Source organism: Pantoea brenneri, assembly GCF_038594305.1.
GTDB classification, from domain to species: Bacteria; Pseudomonadota; Gammaproteobacteria; order Enterobacterales; family Enterobacteriaceae; genus Pantoea; species Pantoea brenneri.
Window position 1 is genome coordinate 356,050 of sequence record NZ_JBCGBG010000001.1, and the last position, 20,995, is coordinate 377,044.

Consider the following 20,995-nt stretch of genomic DNA (forward strand, 5'->3'; position numbering starts at 1 on the left):
CCAGTGCCTCGCCTTTCGGACTTAGCCAGGCGTCATCTGCCGGTCATCAACATATTTGCGCTGGTCCGGTGCGGGCGGGAAGTACTGATAAAGCCAGGTTTCACTCAGAGTTTCCTCCTTGCTGCGCAGGAACAGACGCATATCCACCGGCTGGGTAGAATCGCTGTTTGGATACCAGTCAAACAGAATACGGTAGCCTTTCAGCGGTTCCACGTAGAGGATCTCAACCTGCTTCACGCTGCCGGATGAAACGGTAATCACCGGTTCAATGCCTTTCGGCGCCGCAGCCTGCAGATCGCCACCAATAAAGTCGATGGCGAAGCGACGGCTCCAGGTTTCCGGGAAGTGTTCGCCAGGTGCCCAGCCTTCCGGGAAACCACCCATACCGGTGCGGGTAGCATCGACGCGCGCCAGACCGCTGCGAACCGGCGGCAGACCGCTCCAGTAGAGTTTGTAGGAGAAGTTCAGCTCGCTGCCTGCCTTCACCGGTTCAGCCGGCTGCCAGAAGCAGACGATGTTATCCAGCGTCTCACCGGTGGTCGGGATCTCCATCAGATTGATCGCGCCTTTACCCCATTTACCGACCGGCTCAACCCACAGGCTCGGACGTTTGTCATACCAGCCAATCACGTCCTGATAATCTTTGAAATCGTGATTAAGCTGCAACAGACCAAATCCGCGCGGGTTCTCGTCTTCATAAGCATTGAATTGCAGGCGCTGCGGATTATTCAGCGGACGGGCAATCCATTCGCCTTTTCCGGTCCACATTGCCAGGCGATCGGAGTCATGAATCTGAGGATGGTAGGTGTTGCACATGCGGCGTTCATTGGTGCCGCAGCTGAACATACTGGTCATTGGCGAGATACCAATCTGACGGATCTCTTTACGGGCAAACAGGTGGTTTTCCACTTCCATTACCACGCGTTTATCTTCGCAGTGGATGATGAACTTATAGGCACCGGTAATGCTGGCCCCATCGAGTAACGCGTAACAGGTAAAGGTGGTGTCTTCCGCTTTCGGCGTTTCAAACCAGAACGCGGTGAAATCCGGAAACTCTTCCTGACCGTTACTGAAGGTGTTGATGGCGACACCACGGGCGGATAAGCCGTACTGGAACGTTTCGTCAACGGCACGGAAGTAGCTGGCACCAAGGAAGGAGACGATATCACGGCGCGCCAGTTCCGGCTTTTTAAACGCCCGGAAACCGGCAAAGCCGAGATCGGTTTTGCCTTCCAGCTGTTTGGTATCAACGTGGGCATTGTTGTAATTGAACAGCTCAGGACGGAAGTGGATCTCACGCGCCTGGCGGCTCTCGCCGTCGACTGAGAACATGCGGATACGGCGTTTAAAGCCCATCCCGACGTGGAAGAACTGAACGTCAAGTTCACGGTCGGGAATGTTGTTCCACAGTGAATGGTTGGCGTCATACTGAATTTCGTTATACGCCTGCGGGGTCAGTGTCGCCAGCGTCTGCGGCAACGCGCCTGGCGCGCCACTCCAGGGTTGCTTCGCCAGGGCGGCCGCGTTCTTCTTCAATACGTCGAAATCGAAGCGTACTGCGGTTCCGTCAGCAATGCCATCTTCTGCCCAGGCGGATTGCGCAAACAGCGTTGACAGGCCGGTCATGCCGCTGACGGCGGAGAAGGCCATTGACGCTTTCATAAACATTCTTCGATTCATGCCAGAGATCATTCCTTAGCTGTTCGAGTTTGTCGTGACTGTCGTGCGAAATGCACTTTTATGGCCCGATAATCACAGGCAACAGGAGGGTACGACAGTCGGGTGACGTGAAAATTCAGTCCGGAGAAAATTTATCAGATTAATCAAAGAAGCGAAGCGAAATTCGGTGTTTGCCGCGGCGTCTTACACTTCTTTGCGAAAGCACAGCTGTTATCCTGCTGGTCTGGATGGCGTTAGCAAATGAATTATCAGGTGATTCCTGGTGCGGTAAACCGGCAGAGCGCCAGATTGGGGCTATAGTTAATGGACTGCTTTGCAATTCACACGGAGGAAATGATGGTAAATCAGACTGATCAATTCGAAACCAACCTGGATGATGATATTACGCTGCTGACCGAAACGCTGGAAGAAGTGTTGAAGTCATCAGGTGATCCGGCGGATCAAAAATATATCGAGCTTAAAACCAAAGCGGAACAGGCGCTGCATGACGTTAAAGCCCGTGTCAGCCAGGCGTCCGACAGCTATTACTATCGTGCTAAACAAGCGGCCTACCGTGCCGATGATTACGTGCATGAGAAACCGTGGCAGGGCATCGGTATCGGCGCGACTGCCGGTCTGGTACTCGGCCTGCTGCTGGCGCGTCGCTGATTACCTCTGACGGCACCGTAACAGCATACTGATGATAAAAACGGCGGGCGATCCCCGCCGTTTTTGTTGTCGTTTCCGCCGTGCCTTGTCGACTCCCGCTATCAGCTATCTCCCCGCCGTGCCGCCAGCGTGCGACTCCCTCGCGGTCAGACCGTCAGCGCCGTTGGTGGTCAGCGGTCAGCGATGCTGATTGTGTTTCATCTGCGGACTTCCTACAGTAAAGCGACCGGCATAAGGAGAACCAACGTGATCAGAGTAGAGATGCTTTCAACCGGGGATGAGGTGCTGCACGGCCAAATCGTCGATACCAATGCGGCCTGGCTGGCCGATATTTTGTTCCAGCACGGTTTACCGATGACCAGCCGCACCACGGTTGGCGATGCCCTTGAATCGCTGGTGAGCACGCTACAGGCGCGCAGCCAGCAGGCGGATGTGCTGATTGTTAATGGTGGGCTGGGACCGACCAGTGACGATCTCAGCGCGCTGGCTGCGGCGCAGGCCTGCGGTGTTGAGCTGGAGCTGCAACAGGCGTGGCTGACGCAAATGGAAGCCTGGTTCGCCAGTCGCGGCCGGGTGATGGCGGCCAGCAACCGCAAACAGGCGGAGATCCCGGCCAATGCCGAGCTGATTGATAATCCGGTCGGCACCGCCTGCGGCTTCGCCCTGCAGTTGAACCGCTGCTGGATGTTCTTCACCCCTGGCGTGCCGTCTGAATTTAAAGTGATGGTTGAGCAGCAGATCATTCCGCGTCTGAAAGCCCGATTTTCCCCGCCCGAGCCGCCAATTTGTCTGCGCCTGACCACTTTTGGTCGTGGCGAAAGCGACCTCGCGGCGGAACTCGAACCGCTGAGCTTACCGGAGGGCGTGGTGATGGGTTACCGCTCCTCAATGCCGATCATCGAGATCAAACTGACCGGTCCGGCCAGTCAGCGGGTGGCGATGGAGCTGGTGTGGCAGCAGGTGCGGCTGCAGCTGGCGGAGTGCACCCTTTATGAAGGCACCGCGGGATTGCCGGCACTGCTGGCCCGCGAGCTACAGCAGCGTGATTATCAGCTGACGCTCAGTGAGCAGTACACCGCCGGCTTGCTTAACTGGCAGCTGGCCGCAGCCGGCGTGCCGCTGCGTGGCGCACAGATTCTGCCGCCGCAGCAGGAAACGCTGACGCAACAGGTGGCGAGAACCCGTGAACTGGCGACGCAGCAACAGGCGACGCTGGCGCTCTCGGTTGGCGACCTGCAGCAGGAGGAGATTGCGGTGGCGTTGCATGCGCCCGCAGGCAGCTGGGGCCAGCGCGTGAAGTTCAGTACCGGCCGGCATAATCTGGAGACGCGGCAGAAGGTGGTGGCGATGATGGCGATGAATATGTTGCGACGCTGGCTGCACGGCAGTGAAGTCACTACCGGTCACGGCTGGATTGATGTGATTGAAACGGTCAGGCAGTGATTTCAGTGAAAACAAAACGGGCACCTGAGGCGCCCGTTTTGTTTCAGAATGCTGACCAACTTAACCCAGGTGGCTGTAAGTCCGGGGAACGCCGCTTCAGTTATAACTCAAGCTCGATCTCGCCTTTGGCTTTGCAACAGCAGGGCAGGATCTCGTCCTGCTGAACAAACGCCAGCGGCCTCTGCGGGTAGTGCACTTCGCCTTTCAGCAAACGCATCCGGCAGGAGCCACAGTAGCCTTCCCGACACTGAAACTCCACGCACAGGTTGTTAGCTTCCAGCAGGGTCAGCAGATTAGGGTGATCGTCTGCGCTCTCCAGTCGGGCACCGGAGCTGCGCAAAATAACAACGGCACGGCTCATGATTACAGCTGGAAGTCGTCGAAGTCGTTCTCGCCCACTTCTGAATCGATCTGACCGACCAGATAGGAGCTGACTTCCACTTCCTGCGGCGCGACCTGCACGTTGTCAGAGACCAGCCATGAGTTGATCCATGGGATCGGGTTAGAGCGCGTCTGGAACGGCAGATCAAGCCCGACCGCCTGCATGCGGATATTGGTGATGTACTCAATGTACTGGCAGAGAATATCTTTGTTCAGGCCGATCATTGAACCGCCGCTGAACAGATATTCCGCCCACTCTTTTTCCTGCAGAGCGGCTTTCTTAAACAGTTCGAAGCACTCTTCACGGCACTCCGCCGCAATCTCTTTCATCTCCGGATCGTCTTCACCACTGCGCAGCAGGTTCAGCATGTGCTGAGTGCCGGTCAGGTGCAGCGCTTCGTCACGGGCGATCAGGCGGATGATTTTCGCATTGCCTTCCATCAGTTCGCGCTCAGCGAAGGCGAATGAACAGGCGAAGCTGACGTAGAAGCGGATCGCTTCCAGCGCATTAACGCTCATCAGGCAGATATAGAGCTGCTTCTTCAGGGCGCGCAGGCTGACGGTGACCGATTTGCCGTTGACCTGATGGGTGCCTTCGCCCAGCAGATGCCAGTAGTTGGTCATCTCAATCAGATCGTCGTAATAGCGTGAGATATCCTGGGCACGGGCCAGAATCTGCTCATTGGTGACGATATCGTCAAACACCACCGCCGGATCGTTAACGATGTTGCGGATGATGTGGGTGTAGGAGCGCGAGTGGATAGTCTCGGAAAATGCCCAGGTTTCGATCCAGGTTTCCAGTTCAGGAATGGAGATCAGCGGCAGCAGCGCCACGTTCGGGCTACGGCCCTGAATCGAGTCCAGCAGGGTCTGGTATTTCAGGTTGCTGATGAAGATGTGTTTTTCGTGGTCCGGCAGCGCCTGATAGTCGATGCGATCGCGTGAGACATCGACCTCTTCCGGACGCCAGAAGAAGGAGAGCTGCTTTTCGATCAGCTTTTCAAAGATGTCATATTTTTGCTGGTCGAAGCGCGCCACGTTTACCGACTGACCGAAAAACATCGGCTCTTTCAGCTGGTCATTTTTGTTCTGTGAGAAAGTGGAGTAAGCCATAAAAAATGTCCAAAAGTGAACGAAGCGAAGCCGCCCCGTGAAAGGAGTGGGGCGGGAGTTTCTCCCGCCCGCCCGTTAGATCTTACATGCGCCGCTTTCGCAGCCATCATCCTGGATAGAAGGTGCCAGATCGTCCTGCGCATCTTCAGCACCGTCACGGGTGTTCTGGTAGTAGAGCGTTTTCACGCCAAATTTGTAAGCGGTCAGCAGATCTTTCAGCAACTGTTTCATCGGCACTTTACCGTTGGCAAAGCGCGACGGATCGTAGTTGGTGTTAGACGAGATCGCCTGGTCGATAAACTTCTGCATCAGACCCACCAGTTGCAGGTAGCCGTCGTTGTTCGGCATTTCCCACAGCAGTTCGTACCGATCTTTCAGACGCTCATACTCCGGCACCACCTGACGCAGAATGCCATCTTTCGAGGCTTTAATGCTGATGTGACCGCGCGGCGGTTCAATGCCGTTGGTGGCATTGGAGATCTGCGACGAGGTCTCAGACGGCATCAGTGCAGAGAGCGTTGAGTTGCGCAGGCCGTGAGTTTTGATCTCTTCACGCAGGCTTTCCCAGTCCAGATGCAGCGGCTCGTTGCTGATGGTGTCGAGATCTTTCTTGTAGGTGTCGATTGGCAGGATGCCCTGCGAATAGGTGGTTTCGTTGAACCACGGGCAGGCACCTTGCTCTTTAGCCAGCGCGTTTGAGGCTTTCAGCAGGTAATACTGAATGGCTTCAAAGGTTTTATGGGTCAGGCCATTGGCGCTGCCATCGGAGTAACGCACACCGTGTTTCGCCAGGTAGTAAGCGAAGTTAATCACGCCGATACCCAGGGTACGACGGCCCATCGCGCCACGTTTGGCGGCCGGGATCGGGTAGTCCTGATAATCGAGCAGCGCATCAAGTGCACGTACTGCCAGGGTAGCCAGCTCTTCCAGATCGTCGAGGCTGTCAATCGCGCCAAGGTTGAACGCCGACAGCGTACACAGGGCGATTTCACCGTTTTCGTCGTTAACGTCTTCCAGCGGTTTGGTCGGCAGCGCGATCTCAAGGCACAGGTTAGACTGGCGAACCGGCGCAATGCTGGCGTCAAACGGGCTGTGGGTGTTGCAGTGATCGACGTTCTGAATGTAGATGCGGCCGGTAGAGGCACGTTCCTGCATCATCAGTGAGAACAGATCGACTGCTTTAACCCGCTGCTTGCGGATGCTCTGGTCCTGCTCATATTTGGTGTAGAGGCGTTCAAACTCATCCTGATCGGCGAAGAACGCATCATACAGGCCCGGCACATCAGACGGGCTGAACAGGGTGATATCTTCCCCTTTCAGCAGGCGCTGGTACATCAGCTTGTTGAGCTGTACGCCGTAGTCCATGTGGCGTACGCGGTTGCCTTCAACGCCACGGTTGTTTTTCAGCACCAGCAGGCTTTCGATTTCCAGATGCCACATCGGGTAGAACAGCGTTGCTGCGCCGCCACGAACGCCGCCCTGTGAGCAGGACTTGACCGCCGTCTGGAAGTGCTTATAGAACGGGATACAGCCGGTATGGAATGCTTCACCACCGCGGATTGGGCTGCCCAGCGCACGGATACGACCGGCATTAATGCCGATACCGGCACGCTGAGAGACATATTTCACAATCGCGCTGGAGGTGGCGTTGATAGAGTCGAGGCTGTCGCCGCACTCAATCAGGACGCAGGAGCTGAACTGACGCGTTGGCGTCCGCACGCCGGACATGATAGGCGTCGGCAGCGAGATCTTGAAGGTTGAGATCGCATCATAGAAACGCTTGATGTAATCCATACGCGTGTCGCGCGGATAGCCCGAGAACAGGCAGGCGGCGACCAGAATATAGAGGAACTGCGCGCTCTCGTAGATTTCACCCGAGACGCGGTTCTGCACCAGATATTTGCCTTCCAGCTGCTTCACTGCGGCATACGAGAAGTTCATGTCACGCCAGTGGTCGAGGAACTCGTCCATCTGAGCAAATTCTTCTTCGCTGTAATCTTCCAGCAGGTGGCGGTCATATTTGCCCATGCCGACCATTTTAACCACCTGGTCATACAGCTTCGGCGGCTCAAACTGGCCGTAGGCTTTTTTGCGCAGATGGAAGATCGCCAGGCGTGCGGCGAGGTACTGATAATCCGGGGCTTCGCGAGAGATGAGGTCTGCTGCGGCCTTGATGATGGTCTCATGAATGTCAGATGTTCTGATGCCATCATAGAACTGAATGTGGGAGCGCAGCTCCACCTGCGATACCGAGACGTTGTTCAGCCCTTCGGCTGCCCAGTCCAGTACACGGTGAATTTTGTCGAGATCAATGCGCTCCTGGCGGCCATCGCGTTTAGTAACGAGCAGACTTTGGTTCATGTCGCGTTTTTACCTTTGCGTGAGTATCCAAAAATTAAAAGAAATCCCGGTTTATACACAGCATATTCATTGTGAATAATTTGTGGATAAACACAACATCTAGGGGGTGTTGGCAAAAGCCATAACAATATGGAGGCATATTTTAGTATTTTACTGCCGCTTAACAAGAGGAAAAAATGATGTCAGGAGGGGTTGTAATTTCTGCGATATTTCCTGGCCCGCGTCTTATAAGGCCCGCCATCATGTCAACCCGATCCTACTTTTTTTTCTTAATTTGATCGGACGCGTATTTCTTATTCAATCCTTTGCGCCAGGTCCTGGAAAGGGTGAAAAACCGCCAAAACCCGCTAGCGGTTGTGTGGCAGGAAATGCGGGAAAAGAGAAAATCTTAACCGCTCAGTATGTGCCCAGCCTAACCCGTTGGCAGACAACAGAATGATGCCGATCGGTTTCTGCAGCGCCAGTCTGGCCGGTCGGCTGTGGCTTATCCGACTAGCTTATCGCCTGTCAACAGCCAGAGGCATAGGCGACAGATCAGCCCGATAAGCATAATAAAGGAGGATGCAGAGCCCAGCGGGAGCCGGGCAGGCGCAGCGAGGTGCTGAGCCATCCGGCCAACAAGCGCAGCACGTCGCCCGCCGGATTGCCGACGGGCAGGGCGCTTAAACGGCGCGGTGGGTATGCACCATATAATTGACGTCGGTGCCCGGTGCCAGCCTGAAGCGATTGGTCAGCGGGTTGTAGTGCAGGCCGATGATGTGACGTTCACGCAGCGCGGTTTCATCTACCCAGCTCAGCAGTTCAGATGGACGGATGAATTTCTTCACGTCGTGGGTCCCGCGCGGCACCATGCGCAGCACATATTCAGCGCCAAACACCGCCAGCAGCCAGGCTTTTGGATTGCGGTTCAGGGTAGAGAAAAAGACTTCGCCGCCAGGTTTCACCAGTTGCGCGCAGGCGTGAACCACCGAGCGCGGATCGGGCACGTGCTCCAGCATCTCCATGCAGGTCACCACATCGTAGTGGCCAGCATACTGTTCGGCGTGAGCTTCTACCGTCTGCTGGACATAGTCGAGCGTTACGCCGCTCTCCTGAGCATGCAGACGCGCTACGGCCAGCGGTTCAGCACCCATATCCAGCCCGGTGACGATAGCGCCTTCACGCGCCATGCTTTCGGCTAAGATGCCGCCGCCACAGCCGACGTCGAGCACTTTTTTACCAAACAGACCGTTACTGCGCTGGGCGATATAGCCCAGTCGCAGCGGGTTAATCCGGTGCAGCGGTTTAAATTCACCCTCCAGATCCCACCAGCGCGAGGCAACGGCCTCAAATTTGGCAATTTCCTGCGCATCGACGTTCTGCTGATGATTCTGCGGTTGTGCATTCATTGAATCGTAACTCCTGACAAAATGTGCCATCAGTATAAACGCTTAACCGGTTATGGCACACCTTTCAGGCGTAAGGAAAAGCGGCTGAAATCGGTGGTTAACGTTCACCAGAGCATTGCAGTGTGATATACTTTCGCACCTTTAAAATCCGGGATTAAGTAGAGGGATAGCGGCTCCATGAGCGACCTTGCGAGAGAAATTACACCGGTCAATATCGAAGAAGAGTTAAAGAATTCTTACCTCGATTACGCCATGTCGGTCATCGTTGGCCGAGCTTTACCCGATGTGCGTGACGGCCTGAAGCCGGTGCATCGTCGCGTACTCTTTGCGATGAGCGAACTGGGTAACGACTGGAACAAACCCTATAAAAAATCTGCCCGCGTCGTCGGTGACGTTATCGGTAAATATCACCCGCATGGTGATTCCGCCGTTTACGACACCATTGTACGTATGGCCCAGCCTTTCTCCCTGCGTTACATGCTGGTGGACGGTCAAGGCAACTTCGGCTCCATCGACGGCGACTCCGCTGCGGCGATGCGTTATACCGAAGTCCGCATGTCCAGAATCGCCCACGATCTGTTAGCTGACCTGGAAAAAGAGACCGTCGATTTTGTCCCTAACTACGACGGCACTGAGCAGATCCCTGAAGTTCTGCCGACCAAAATTCCAAACCTGCTGGTTAACGGTTCCTCCGGTATCGCCGTGGGTATGGCAACCAATATCCCGCCGCATAACCTGCGTGAAGTGATCAACGGCTGCCTGGCTTACATTGAAGATGAGAACATCAGCATTGAAGGGCTGATGGAGCATATTCCGGGACCTGATTTCCCGACCGCTGCCATCATCAATGGTCGTCGTGGCATTGAAGAAGCTTACCGTACCGGGCGCGGCAAAATTTATATCCGTGCACGTGGCGAAGTCGAAGCGGACGCCAAAACCGGCCGTGAGACCATCATCATTCATGAGCTGCCTTACCAGGTTAACAAGGCGCGTCTGATTGAGAAAATCGCCGAGCTGGTGAAAGAGAAGCGTGTCGAAGGCATCAGCGCGCTGCGTGATGAATCCGATAAAGACGGCATGCGCATCGTGATTGAGATCAAGCGTGATGCGGTCGGCGAAGTGGTGCTGAACAATCTCTATTCACTGACTCAGCTGCAGACCTCGTTCGGCATCAACATGGTGGCACTGCATCAGGGCCAGCCAAAGATTATGGCGCTGAAGGAGATTCTGGAAGCCTTTGTCCGCCATCGTCGTGAAGTGGTGACCCGCCGTACCATTTTCGAACTGCGTAAAGCCCGTGACCGTGCGCATATCCTTGAAGGTCTGGCGATTGCGCTGGCTAACATCGATCCGATCATTGAGCTGATTCGTCGTGCACCAAGCCCGGCGGAAGCGAAAGCGGGTCTGGTGGCACAGGCATGGGATCTGGGTAACGTTTCCGCGATGCTGGAGCGTGCCGGTGATGACGCCGCACGTCCGGAGTGGCTGGATGCGCAGTTCGGTATTCGTGACGGCCAGTACTATCTGACCGAGCAGCAGGCTCAGGCGATTCTGGATCTGCGTCTGCAGAAACTGACCGGCCTTGAGCATGAAAAACTGCTGGATGAGTATAAAGCGCTGCTGGATCAGATCGCTGAATTGCTGCATATCCTGTCAAGCGCCGAGCGTCTGATGGAAGTGATTCGCGAAGAGCTGGAACTGATGCGCGATCAGTTTGGTGATGAGCGTCGTACCGAGATCACCGCCAATACTGCCGACATCAATATCGAAGACCTGATCAATCAGGAAGATGTGGTCGTGACGCTGTCGCATCAGGGCTACGTGAAGTATCAGCCTCTGACCGATTACGAAGCGCAGCGTCGTGGTGGTAAAGGCAAGTCGGCCGCGCGTATCAAAGAAGAAGACTTCATTGATCGTCTGCTGGTTGCTAACACCCATGACACGATCCTCTGCTTCTCAAGCCGTGGCCGTCTCTACTGGATGAAGGTTTACCAGCTGCCGGAAGCGAGCCGTGGCGCACGTGGACGTCCGATCGTCAACCTGCTGCCGCTGGAAGCTAACGAACGCATTACCGCGATTCTGCCGGTACGCGAGTACACCGAAGGCTTCAACATCTTCATGGCGACCGCCAGCGGTACCGTGAAGAAGACCGCGCTGAAAGAGTTCAGCCGTCCGCGCAGTGCCGGTATTATCGCCGTCAATCTGCGTGACGACGACGAGCTGATCGGCGTGGCGCTGACCAACGGCAACGACGAAGCCATGCTGTTCTCGGCTGCCGGTAAAGTGGTGCGCTTCGCGGAAACCGCGGTCCGTGCGATGGGCCGTACCGCATCCGGTGTGCGCGGCATCAAGCTGGCCGAAGGCGATCGCGTGGTGTCGTTGATTGTGCCGCGTGAAGAGGGTGCAATCCTCACCGTGACGCAGAATGGTTACGGCAAACGTACTGCTAACAGCGAATACCCAACCAAGTCGCGTGCGACGCAGGGTGTTATCTCAATCAAGGTTACCGATCGTAACGGCCCGGTGATTGGTGCGGTGCAGGTTGTCGATGGCGATCAGATCATGATGATCACCGATGCCGGTACGCTGGTACGTACGCGGGTTTCAGAAGTCAGCGTCGTGGGTCGTAATACCCAGGGTGTGATTCTGATTCGTACGGCTGAAGATGAAAACGTGGTCGGGCTGCAACGTGTTGCTGAACCGGTTGAAGAAGAAGAGCTGGATTCAATCGACGGTAGCGTAGCTGAAGGCGAGGATGATATCGCGCCAGAAGCGGAGCTTGATGACGAAGAGATCGCGCCAGAAGCGGATATCGATGATGAAGATGACGCGGCGGCAGACGACGAAGAGTAATTCTTCGGGCGCTAGCTGAGTACGTTGTCGAAACGGCAGGTCAGGGGAAACCCGGCCTGCCGTTTTTTTTGGGTGATCGGACGAGGTTGTAAAGCATTAAGGGGAGCGGAGGTGATGGGGCGCTGCGGTGAGTGGGGTGTGGCGAAAGGCCCGCACTGCCCGATCGCAAAGGAAACCCGCTTCCCTGCGGATCGGCCGCGCCTTCCGTGGCGCGGACGCTTTGCTTTTCGGGCAGAGCGGGCCTTTCTTGGTAGGCGATTGTGCGCTGGCGGCTGTGGTGTCTGCTGATTGTGGTGGGAAAGGTGACGGGTGGTGAAGTGGAAAGTGGAGCGGCGGTGAGAGGGGGGCGGCGAAAGGCCCGCACTGCCCGATCGCCAAGGAATCCCGCATCCCTGCTGATCGGCCGCGTCTTCCGTGGCGCGGACGCTTTGCTCTTCGGACAGAGCGGGCCTTTCCTGGTAGGCGATTGTGCGCTGGCGGCTGTGGAAAAGAGGGCTGAGTGGATAACAGGTGATGGGGCGCTGCGGTGAGTGGGGTGAGGCGAAAGGCCCGCACTGCCCGATCGCCAAGGAATCCCGCTTCCCTGCGGATCGGCCGCGCCTTCCGTGGCGCGGACGCTTTGCTCTTCGGGCAGAGCGGGCCTTTCCGGATAGGCGGCTGTGCGCTGGCGGCTGTGGGAAAGAGGGCTGAGTGGATAACAGGTGATGGGGCGCTGCGGTGAGTGGGGGTGCGGCGAAAGGCCCGCACTGCCCGATCGCAAAAGAAACCCGCTTCCCTGCGGATCGGCCGCGCCTTCCGTGGCGCGGACGCTTTGCTCTTCGGACAGAGCGGGCCTTTCCGGGTTGGCGGCTGTGGGAAAGAGGGCTGAGTGGATAACAGGTGAAGGGGCGCAGCGGTGAGTGGGGTGCGGCGAAAGGCCCGCACTGCCCGATCGCCAAGGAAACCCGCTTCCCTGCGGATCGGCCGCGCCTTCCGTGGCGCGGACGCTTTGCTCTTCGGGCAGAGCGGGCCTTTCCTGGTAGGCGATTGTGCGCTGGCAGCTGTGGGAAAGAGGGCTGAGTGGATAACAGGTAAAGGGGCGCTGCGGTGAGTGGGGTGAGGCGAAAGGCCCGCACTGCCCGATCGCTAAGGAAACCCGCTTCCCTGCGGATCGGCCGCGCCTTCCGTGGCGCGGACGCTTTGCTCTTCGGGCAGAGCGGACCTTTCTTGGTAGACGATTGTGCGCTGGCGGTTATGGTGGCTGCTGATTGTGATGGGTAGGGAGACGGGCGGAGCGGGCCTTTCCGGGTTGGCGGTTGTGCGCTGGCGCTTTAATGGCGGCAGTAATGGGGAATATCGGGTATTGCGGTCTGAAAACCGGGCTGGCTGTTTCAGGGATCGCCGCAGAGTGTGACGTTGCTCGCCGTCTTCGTGCCGGGTGCGGCTTCAGAAACGATAGCAACGCGCCGTTAAAAGATTCCCAAACCGGGTGCTAAGCCCGCGTCCGACTGGCTTTTTTTGCCCGATAAAGCTAGTGTATGGGCATTAAAAAATGACGATGCGACTAACCTTGCCAACTGCGAGTTCCACTTGAAATATCCTGTCTCTTTCCGCACCACGCTTCGCATCTCGCGCTATCTTTTTCGCGCGCTGGCGCTGCTAATCTGGACGCTGGGCGCCGTGCTGACCGCCTTTTACATCATCAGCGTGTTGCATGAAAAAGAGACCCAGGTCCGCCAGGAGTTCGCCAGCAATTACGGCTCAATCGAGTGGTATGTCCGGCATTCAGCCGACATGATGCGAGAGCTGAAATATATCACCGAGAACCGTCTGACCAATGCCAGCAGCGGGCTGGATGTGCTGACCGGCATGATGCCGGGCAAATCGACCCAGCCGCAGTTTACCCCGCTGTTTTCCGACGGAGACTGTACCTCGATGAGCAATACCTGGCGTAACTCGCTGGATTCGCTCAGTTACTACATTAATTACTGGAAAAGTAACTTCGCTTCGTCGTACGAGCTGAATCGGGTGTTCTTTATCGGCGGTGAAAATCAGTGCCTGGCCGACTTTACTATCGGCAGCAGCAATGCCGATCGTGAACGCAGTCTGAAATCCCTGCGCGAAAACGTGCTGCGTTACCGCAACAGCAATGAAGAAGAGCGCCGTAATCCGATGTACTGGATTAACAGCACCACGCAGCCAGGCGTGGGCACCTTCTATATGGTGGTGCCGGTTTATGTCGCCAACAAATTGCAGGCGCTGCTGGGCGTTGAGCAAAATATCCGTCTGGATGAGTTTATTCAGCCCGGCAGCCTGCCGGTTATTGCCTCTATCACTGATGAAAATTACCGTCCGCTGATCAATTCACGCCGTGGCGGTCTCGGTTTTTCGCTGGATGATCTGCCTGACGATAAAACCTGGTTTGGCTACCTCAACGGCTATCGTCAACTGGTCCTGAAAAAACCGCTGCCGCCGTCCGATCTCAACATCGTCTGGTCGATTCCCACTGACGTGGTGGTCGATCAGTTAAAACTGATGATGATTAATGCGCTGCTGCTGAATATCTTCAGTGCCGTCATGCTGTTTACGCTCGCCTGGCTGTTTGAGCGGCGGATGTTTCTGCCCGCCGAAGAGAATGCGCACCGGCTGGAAGAGCATGAGCAATTTAACCGCAAGATTGTCGCCTCAGCGCCGGTCGGTATCTGTATTTTACGCACCAGCGACGGCACCAATATCCTGAGTAATGAACTGGCGCACAACTATCTGACGCTGCTGACCCAGGAAGATCGTCAGCGGCTGAACGAAATCATTGGCGGTCAGCAGGTGAATTTTGTCGATGTGCTGACCGGCAGTAACACCAACCTGCAAATCAGCTTTGTTCACTCACGCTATCGCAATGAGAATGTGGCGATTTGCGTGCTGGTGGATGTCTCGGCGCGCGTCCGAATGGAACAGTCGCTGCAGGAGATGGCGCACGCCGCCGAGCAGGCCAGCCAGTCGAAATCGATGTTCCTCGCCACCGTCAGTCACGAACTGCGTACGCCGCTGTATGGCATTATCGGTAACCTCGACCTGTTGCAGACCAAGCAGTTGCCAAGCGGCATTGATTCGCTGGTAACCGCGATGAATAACTCCTCCAGCCTGCTGCTGAAAATCATCAGCGATATTCTCGACTTCTCTAAAATTGAGTCGGAACAGCTGAAGATTGAGCCACGCCCGTTTGCCCCGCGTGAAATTGTTACCCATATCGTCGGCAACTATCTGTCGCTGGTGGTGAAAAAACGGCTGACGCTCTACTGCTTCATCGAACATGACGTGCCGCAGGTGCTGGATGGCGATCCGTTGCGTCTGCAGCAGGTGATCTCGAATCTGCTGAACAACGCAATCAAGTTCACCCATACCGGCTGCATCATCCTGCATGCCTACGTTGCCGAGGGTTATCTGGCGTTCCGCGTTCGTGATACCGGCGTCGGCATTCCGGCTAAAGAACTGCCGCGGCTGTTTGATCCGTTCTTCCAGGTGGGCAACGGTGTACAGCGTAATTTCCAGGGTACCGGACTGGGGCTGGCGATTTGTGAAAAGCTGATCAACATGATGGACGGCGATATTGAGGTCGACTCTGAGCCGGGTATGGGCAGTCAGTTCATCGTGCGTATCCCGATCTACAAAGGACAGCAGCCTGCGCTGCCGTTGCTGGAAGGAATGCAGGATAAGAAAATCTGGCTGGCGATGTGCAACGAATACCTGGCGGAATTTATTGCGCGCCAGTTACGTCAGCAGGGCATTCAGGTGGCTGAGTACCACGGCAAGCCCGGTCCGGACGATGTGGTGATGACCGACCACGAACTGGATATTGACTTGCCGCTGCGGGCGCTGGTGACCTTTGACGGATCGCATGTCGATATGCCGCGTGAACGCCAGCCGGGACGCTGGATCCATTCTACCGCCACGCTGCACGAAGTACCGACGCTGCTGGCGCGCATCTATCGCATCGCGCTGGACAGCGACGCGGCAGACGCGCTGCTGCTGGCCGGACCGGTGGAAGAGAAAGTGCATAACGATGACATCATGGTACTGATTGTGGACGATCACCCAATCAACCGCATGCTGCTGTCAGAACAGCTCGGTACGCTGGGGTATCAGGTCAAAACGGCGCAGGATGGCGTCGATGCGCTCAACGTTCTGAGCCGCAATGAGATTGATATCGTGCTGACCGACGTCAATATGCCGAACATGGATGGTTACCGACTGACGCAGCGGCTTCGTCAGTTGGGACATCTGTTCCCGGTGGTTGGCGTTACCGCGAATGCGCTGGCTGAAGAGAAGCAGCGTTGTATGGATGCAGGCATGGATAACTGTCTGTCGAAGCCGGTGACGCTGGATGTGCTGAAGGTAACGCTGGCGATCTATGCGGAGCGGGTACGTAAAACGCGGGCAGGATAGAGCAGAGGGCAGAAGTAAAGGCGGTGCCGCTGGCACCGCCTCGTGATACTAGTCTTTTTCGACCTGAGTCTGGCTGACAGACGACAGGTAGTTCAGCAGCGCGATATCGTTATCCACGCCCAGTTTCATCATGGCTGATTTCTTCTGGCTACTGATGGTCTTAATACTGCGGTTCAGTTTCTTGGCAATTTCGGTAACCAGGAAGCCTTCAGCGAACAGACGCAGCACTTCGCTCTCTTTCGGAGACAGGCGTTTGTCGCCGTAACCGCCAGCGCTGATCTTCTCCAGCAGTTTCGCTACGCTTTCCGGCGTATACTTTTTGCCTTTCTGCAACGCGGCCAGCGCTTTCGGCAGGTCGGTTGGCGCGCCTTGCTTCAGTACAATCCCTTCAATATCGAGATCCAGTACCGAGCTCAGAATTGCCGGGTTATTGTTCATGGTCAGAACGATAATCGACAGATCCGGATAGTGACGTTTAATATATTTAATCAGCGTGATGCCATCGCCATACTTCTCACCGGGCATAGAGAGATCGGTGATCAGGACATTCGCATCCAGCTTAGACAGATTGTTGATCAGTGCTGTTGAGTCTTCGAACTCACCTACAACGTTAACCCATTCAATTTGTTCCAGAGATTTTCGGATACCGAAAAGAACAATTGGATGGTCATCGGCAATAATTACGTTTAAGTTATTCATCTTATTGGTTACCTTGCTGCAGCAGTTGATTGACGTAAGCGTCAATATCACTGGTGGTATTTGTAATGTTTGAATCGTCACACGCTTTAATGTGGTGTTCTAACTCTTCACAAAGCTGTTTGCCGGGAGTCAGATTAAGCATGGCAAACACGCCCTTAAGGCGATGCGCTGTCTGAGCAAGCGAGGCGTAGTCCTTTTCCGCCGACTCAGTATACAGTCTCTTTACATCAACCGGTACTGTCTCAGTAAACAGCTGGAAATAGCCGCCGCTCATCAATGGCGTGGCCGCTTCTTCTTCAGCGTCATCTTCCATCACATCGTGTGACAGTTGCTTCTCAATCAGCGCCAGCAATGCATCGAGCAGCGCATTACTGAGATTGAAATTAACCCGATACTGCTGGTCATTCAGCGCGTGATGACCGGGTTCATCCCCGGCCAGCAGCAGTGACCAGCCGCTCAGTTTGGTGGGATCATCGGTTATCAGCACATCGTGATCCTGACCGGAAATACGCTCGTCTGGTGTCAGACAACGCGCACCCCAGTTTTCCAGATGGCGGCAGACGATTTTGTGCACGTCTTCCACAGCGATCTCCACCAGTGCGGTGACGCCATCAAGAATTTTTTCCTCTTCCTCTTCAGTTTTCTGTTCCAGCACCAGCGGCAACTGCATGTTGTAGCGGGTGCCGATATCGGCTTTTGCCACGATATCCAGGCTGCCGCCCATCTGCTTGCACAGCTGTTTACACAGGAAGAACGCCATACCTGACGCCTGACCATAGCGATCCTGGCTGGTATCACCGAGGAATGGGAAGTCGACATTCGCCAGTTCATCGACCGTCAGGCCAGCACCGGTATCGACCAGTTCAATCATCAGCCGGTCGGCCTGCTTATCGGCCGCTTTGACCTCCAGCGTGATTTTGCCCCAGCGCGTGGTGGTCAGCGCATAGTGCATCAGGGTAATCAATACTTTACGCAGTGCCCGGCGATCGCCAAACCGCATCTCGTCGTTCGCCAGATGGTTATTCACCACCAGCGACAGCCCTTTACGGCGCATCAGTGGCAGGCTTTCCAGCGCAATCTCATCCAGCAGTTCCTGCAGGCTGAACACCGTCGCATCCGGTGACCAGTCGTGCGCCTCCAGTCGGTTAAGCAGCACAATATCGTCAACCAGTCGCGCCAGACCCTGGCTCTCATCCAGCACGTCCAGCACCGTTTCATCGCTGTCACGCTGGCTGAGCTGCACCAGCTGGGCCACGATTTTCTCCAGCGGCTGATTCAGGGCATGGCCAAGGTTATGCAGCAGCTGCTGACGCATCTGGTGATTACGATCCAGTACCTGCTGCGCTTTTTGCAGCTTCTTGTTGACCAGCAGCTCACGATCCTGGTCGCGCATCATAAACAGCTGAGTATGTGGCGACAACACGCTGCGGGCGTGGCGGATCTCATACACTTCGTTATTGATGGTCGCCTGCAGCACGCCCTGATGCTGGTCGGACATATTAATGATCTTCTGCAAATTAAGGTGTGGCAGAAGGTGTTCTGCGATCTTATTACTCAGCAGGGTACGGTTACTGGCAAAGTCGTAGACCAGCAGGCCGACCGGCAGGCTGGCCACAATCTCTTCATTCAGAACCCGCAACGAGTCCAGTTCAGCGCTCTGGTTCTCGCTGGGACGCAGTGACTGCTGGCGCAGCAGCACCATGCCGGCCAGCGACAGCAGGAAAAGCAGCAGGTTGATCAGCAGTGGCCACAGCAGGTTATGCAGGGTATCGATAATCAGCCGGCTAATCGGTACCCGATAGACCAGCTGTAGCGAGGTGCTGGGCAGCGTCGCGGCGATTTCCACATTCGGATTTACCAGCGAAATCTGGGTATCTTCCGTCTCCTGCTGATCCGTGGTGGTGGCACTCACCGAGCTGTCCTGCCGCAGCTGGAAGTTTTCCAGTGGCATGTTTTGTGGGATCAGATCGTTGACCGGCAGATCAAAGGCCACCACCGTCGCCAGATGGCCGGGCTGATTAAAGGTGGTACGCAGGGTAAAGTAGTGATCGTTTTGAAAGGCGAGATGGCGCAGCGCCGAGAAACTTTCGCGTTCATCCAGCGCATTAGCCTGCTGCAACATCTCCGCACGACGGGCATCCACCATGGAACTGATGGCGCTCTCTTTATAGCGGGTCGCCATATCTTTCAGCGGCAGGGTAGAGATCATGATCAGGCTGTTATCCTGACCATTCAGAAAGTACATCGACCAGGTCGGATTTTCGGCGCCCCACAGCGTGTCGAGATAGTTCGACATCCGCATGGTCATGTCCAGCGTGCTGCTGTCATGCGATCCAAAAATTAACGCCTCGGTTTTGCGGCGGGTTTTTTCCAGATAATAGACGTCAGGACGCAGTCGCGTCTCTTGCAGATTGGCGCTGGGTGCGGCACCCGCGGCGCTGGTTGAAAGGTTTTCATAAATCTGCCAGGTGGCAAAACGATAGGCGTCGATGCGTTTCTGCACGTCGCGCGCCAGATCGGTCATGGCGTAACGTTTGCTGGTCAGCCAGGCATTGACCGAGTTATGCACCATAAAGCCCAGCGCCAACAGCAGCACCAGATTGAAAACCACAAAGAAGCGGGTGACATTGCCGGATGTCAGGGGAAACTTATAAGGCAACATAGCGTGTCTGATACCTGAATTATCGCGCAACTTTTCGCGCACTGGCGGCCACAGCTAACAGCAACAGCGCGATTAATAAAAATGCGCCGCTGAGGCTGATCCATTGTGATATGAATCCGATTAAGGCCGGACCTGAGAGAATACCCGCATATCCCAGCGTTGTCATGGCAGAAATCGCCAGGTTTGCCGGCATATCCTGTTGATTCCCCGCCGCATTGAATAACATCGGCACGGTATTCGATAAACCGAAACCGACCAGCAGAAAAGCCAGTAGCGCCATCTCCGGCCACGGCAGCCACACTGCCAGGCTCATGCCCGCAGCGGCCGTCAGCGCGCCGGTCAGCATCACCGGATAACGACCGAAGCGGTGAATGATTTTATCGCCGCCAAACCGGCCCAGCGTCATCGCCGTTGAGAACAGTGCATAGCCCAGACCGGCATGGGTCGGCGACATGGCCGGGTTCTGCAACAGCAGCAGCGCGCCCCAGTCCAGCACCGCTCCTTCCGCCAGAAACAGGATAAAGCAGAGCGCACCCAGAAAGGCGACCCAGCCACGTGGGATCACCAGCCAGGGCTGATCGGGCTGATGCAAACGCTGGTTCATTAAGCCGGGCAGACGCCACAGTAACAGCAGCAGCATCACCGCCATGATCACCATCACGGCGCTCAGCGGCGTAAAACTCAGGCTTAACAGCAGACTCACCGCGCCGGCGCCCAGAATGCCACCGAGGCTGAAAAAACCGTGAAAGCCAGACATCATCGGCTTGCCGGCCGCTTTTTCGACCTGAACTGCCTGGTAGTTCATTGCCACATCCAGCATGCCCAGACCGGCACCAAAACACATCAGAGCTGCGGCCATTACCAGATGGGAATCAGCCGTGGCCAGCAGCGGCATCATTGCCAGCACCAGCACTGTCGAAAGACACATCACCCGCCGGCAGCCAAATCGCGCAACTAATGTGCCGGTGATCGGCATCGCCGCCAGCGAACCAATGCCCAGACAGAGCAGTAACGCGCCCAGTGAGGCACCGTTAAGCTGCAGGCGGTCGCGCGCAAACGGCACCAGCGGTGCCCAGGCTGACATGCCTAAACCATTGATTAAAAACACCGTGCGGGTGCCCCAGTTCAGGCGGCTATCGGGTTTATTTTGCTGTGCAGCGTCCAGTGCAGTCATAGGTCAGATTCATCAGTGGCAAAGCGGAAAAGTGTAGCATTGCGGCCATGAAAACTGGCACCCGCCGCGCCATTTATTACCGGTGTGGTGCAGCGGCAGATGCGTAACAAAACCGCGAGTTTACCGACTTTTAGCGGTGCGCGGATTTTTTCCAGAACTTTCCTGGTTAAT

Annotated in this window: 12 protein-coding genes; 4 read left to right on the forward strand and 8 right to left on the reverse strand. The window is 55.9% G+C overall.

What is annotated here, in order from left to right:
* Nucleotides 1-21: 21 nt before the first annotated feature.
* On the reverse strand, nucleotides 22-1,680 hold the full coding sequence (locus tag AABB92_RS01710) for a glucan biosynthesis protein D (RefSeq protein ID WP_031376226.1): 1,659 nt from the start codon (nucleotides 1,678-1,680) through the stop codon (nucleotides 22-24).
* Between the two features lie 336 nt (nucleotides 1,681-2,016).
* Here AABB92_RS01710 and elaB point away from each other — a divergent pair, with 336 nt between their 5' ends.
* Together elaB and AABB92_RS01720 are read left to right on the forward strand one after the other, a co-directional pair.
* The gene (gene elaB, locus AABB92_RS01715; RefSeq protein ID WP_031376225.1) at nucleotides 2,017-2,328 is read left to right on the forward strand and encodes a stress response protein ElaB; all 312 of its coding nucleotides are present in this window, start codon (nucleotides 2,017-2,019) and stop codon (nucleotides 2,326-2,328) included.
* 246 nt (nucleotides 2,329-2,574) lie between these two features.
* Complete coding sequence (locus tag AABB92_RS01720; protein ID WP_031376224.1) at nucleotides 2,575-3,771, forward strand: nicotinamide mononucleotide deamidase-related protein YfaY; 1,197 nt, start codon at nucleotides 2,575-2,577, stop codon at nucleotides 3,769-3,771.
* Between the two features lie 100 nt (nucleotides 3,772-3,871).
* On the opposite strand, the gene yfaE is transcribed toward AABB92_RS01720, so the two are convergent.
* The 4 genes from yfaE to ubiG form a co-directional block, all read right to left on the reverse strand.
* Nucleotides 3,872-4,132 (reverse strand): class I ribonucleotide reductase maintenance protein YfaE, encoded by a 261-nt coding sequence (yfaE, locus tag AABB92_RS01725; protein ID WP_031376223.1) that lies wholly within the window; start codon nucleotides 4,130-4,132, stop codon nucleotides 3,872-3,874.
* 2 nt (nucleotides 4,133-4,134) lie between these two features.
* Entirely contained in the window at nucleotides 4,135-5,265 is a 1,131-nt protein-coding gene (gene nrdB, locus AABB92_RS01730) for a class Ia ribonucleoside-diphosphate reductase subunit beta (RefSeq protein ID WP_031376222.1), read from the reverse strand.
* 75 nt (nucleotides 5,266-5,340) lie between these two features.
* Nucleotides 5,341-7,626, reverse strand: coding sequence for a class 1a ribonucleoside-diphosphate reductase subunit alpha (gene nrdA, locus AABB92_RS01735; protein WP_046288194.1), 2,286 nt, complete (start codon nucleotides 7,624-7,626; stop codon nucleotides 5,341-5,343).
* Between the two features lie 662 nt (nucleotides 7,627-8,288).
* On the reverse strand, nucleotides 8,289-9,014 hold the full coding sequence (ubiG, locus tag AABB92_RS01740; protein WP_031376221.1) for a bifunctional 2-polyprenyl-6-hydroxyphenol methylase/3-demethylubiquinol 3-O-methyltransferase UbiG: 726 nt from the start codon (nucleotides 9,012-9,014) through the stop codon (nucleotides 8,289-8,291).
* Between the two features lie 177 nt (nucleotides 9,015-9,191).
* Here ubiG and gyrA point away from each other — a divergent pair, with 177 nt between their 5' ends.
* Both gyrA and rcsC read left to right on the forward strand, forming a co-directional pair.
* A complete protein-coding gene (gyrA, locus tag AABB92_RS01745; protein ID WP_031376220.1) occupies nucleotides 9,192-11,867 on the forward strand; it encodes a DNA topoisomerase (ATP-hydrolyzing) subunit A in 2,676 nt (891 codons plus the stop codon).
* A gap of 1,569 nt (nucleotides 11,868-13,436) precedes the next feature.
* The gene (rcsC, locus tag AABB92_RS01750) at nucleotides 13,437-16,289 is read left to right on the forward strand and encodes a two-component system sensor histidine kinase RcsC (RefSeq protein ID WP_031376603.1); all 2,853 of its coding nucleotides are present in this window, start codon (nucleotides 13,437-13,439) and stop codon (nucleotides 16,287-16,289) included.
* A 48-nt stretch (nucleotides 16,290-16,337) separates the two neighbouring features.
* On the opposite strand, the gene rcsB is transcribed toward rcsC, so the two are convergent.
* From rcsB to AABB92_RS01765, 3 genes are read right to left on the reverse strand one after another with little or no spacing between them, the layout of a single operon-like run.
* Nucleotides 16,338-16,988, reverse strand: a complete 651-nt coding sequence (gene rcsB, locus AABB92_RS01755) for a response regulator transcription factor RcsB (RefSeq protein ID WP_031376602.1) — start codon at nucleotides 16,986-16,988, stop codon at nucleotides 16,338-16,340.
* 1 nt (nucleotide 16,989) lies between these two features.
* Nucleotides 16,990-19,647 (reverse strand): phosphotransferase RcsD, encoded by a 2,658-nt coding sequence (gene rcsD / locus AABB92_RS01760; protein ID WP_031376601.1) that lies wholly within the window; start codon nucleotides 19,645-19,647, stop codon nucleotides 16,990-16,992.
* A gap of 22 nt (nucleotides 19,648-19,669) precedes the next feature.
* A complete protein-coding gene (locus tag AABB92_RS01765; protein ID WP_031376600.1) occupies nucleotides 19,670-20,824 on the reverse strand; it encodes an MFS transporter in 1,155 nt (384 codons plus the stop codon).
* Nucleotides 20,825-20,995: the final 171 nt, after the last annotated feature.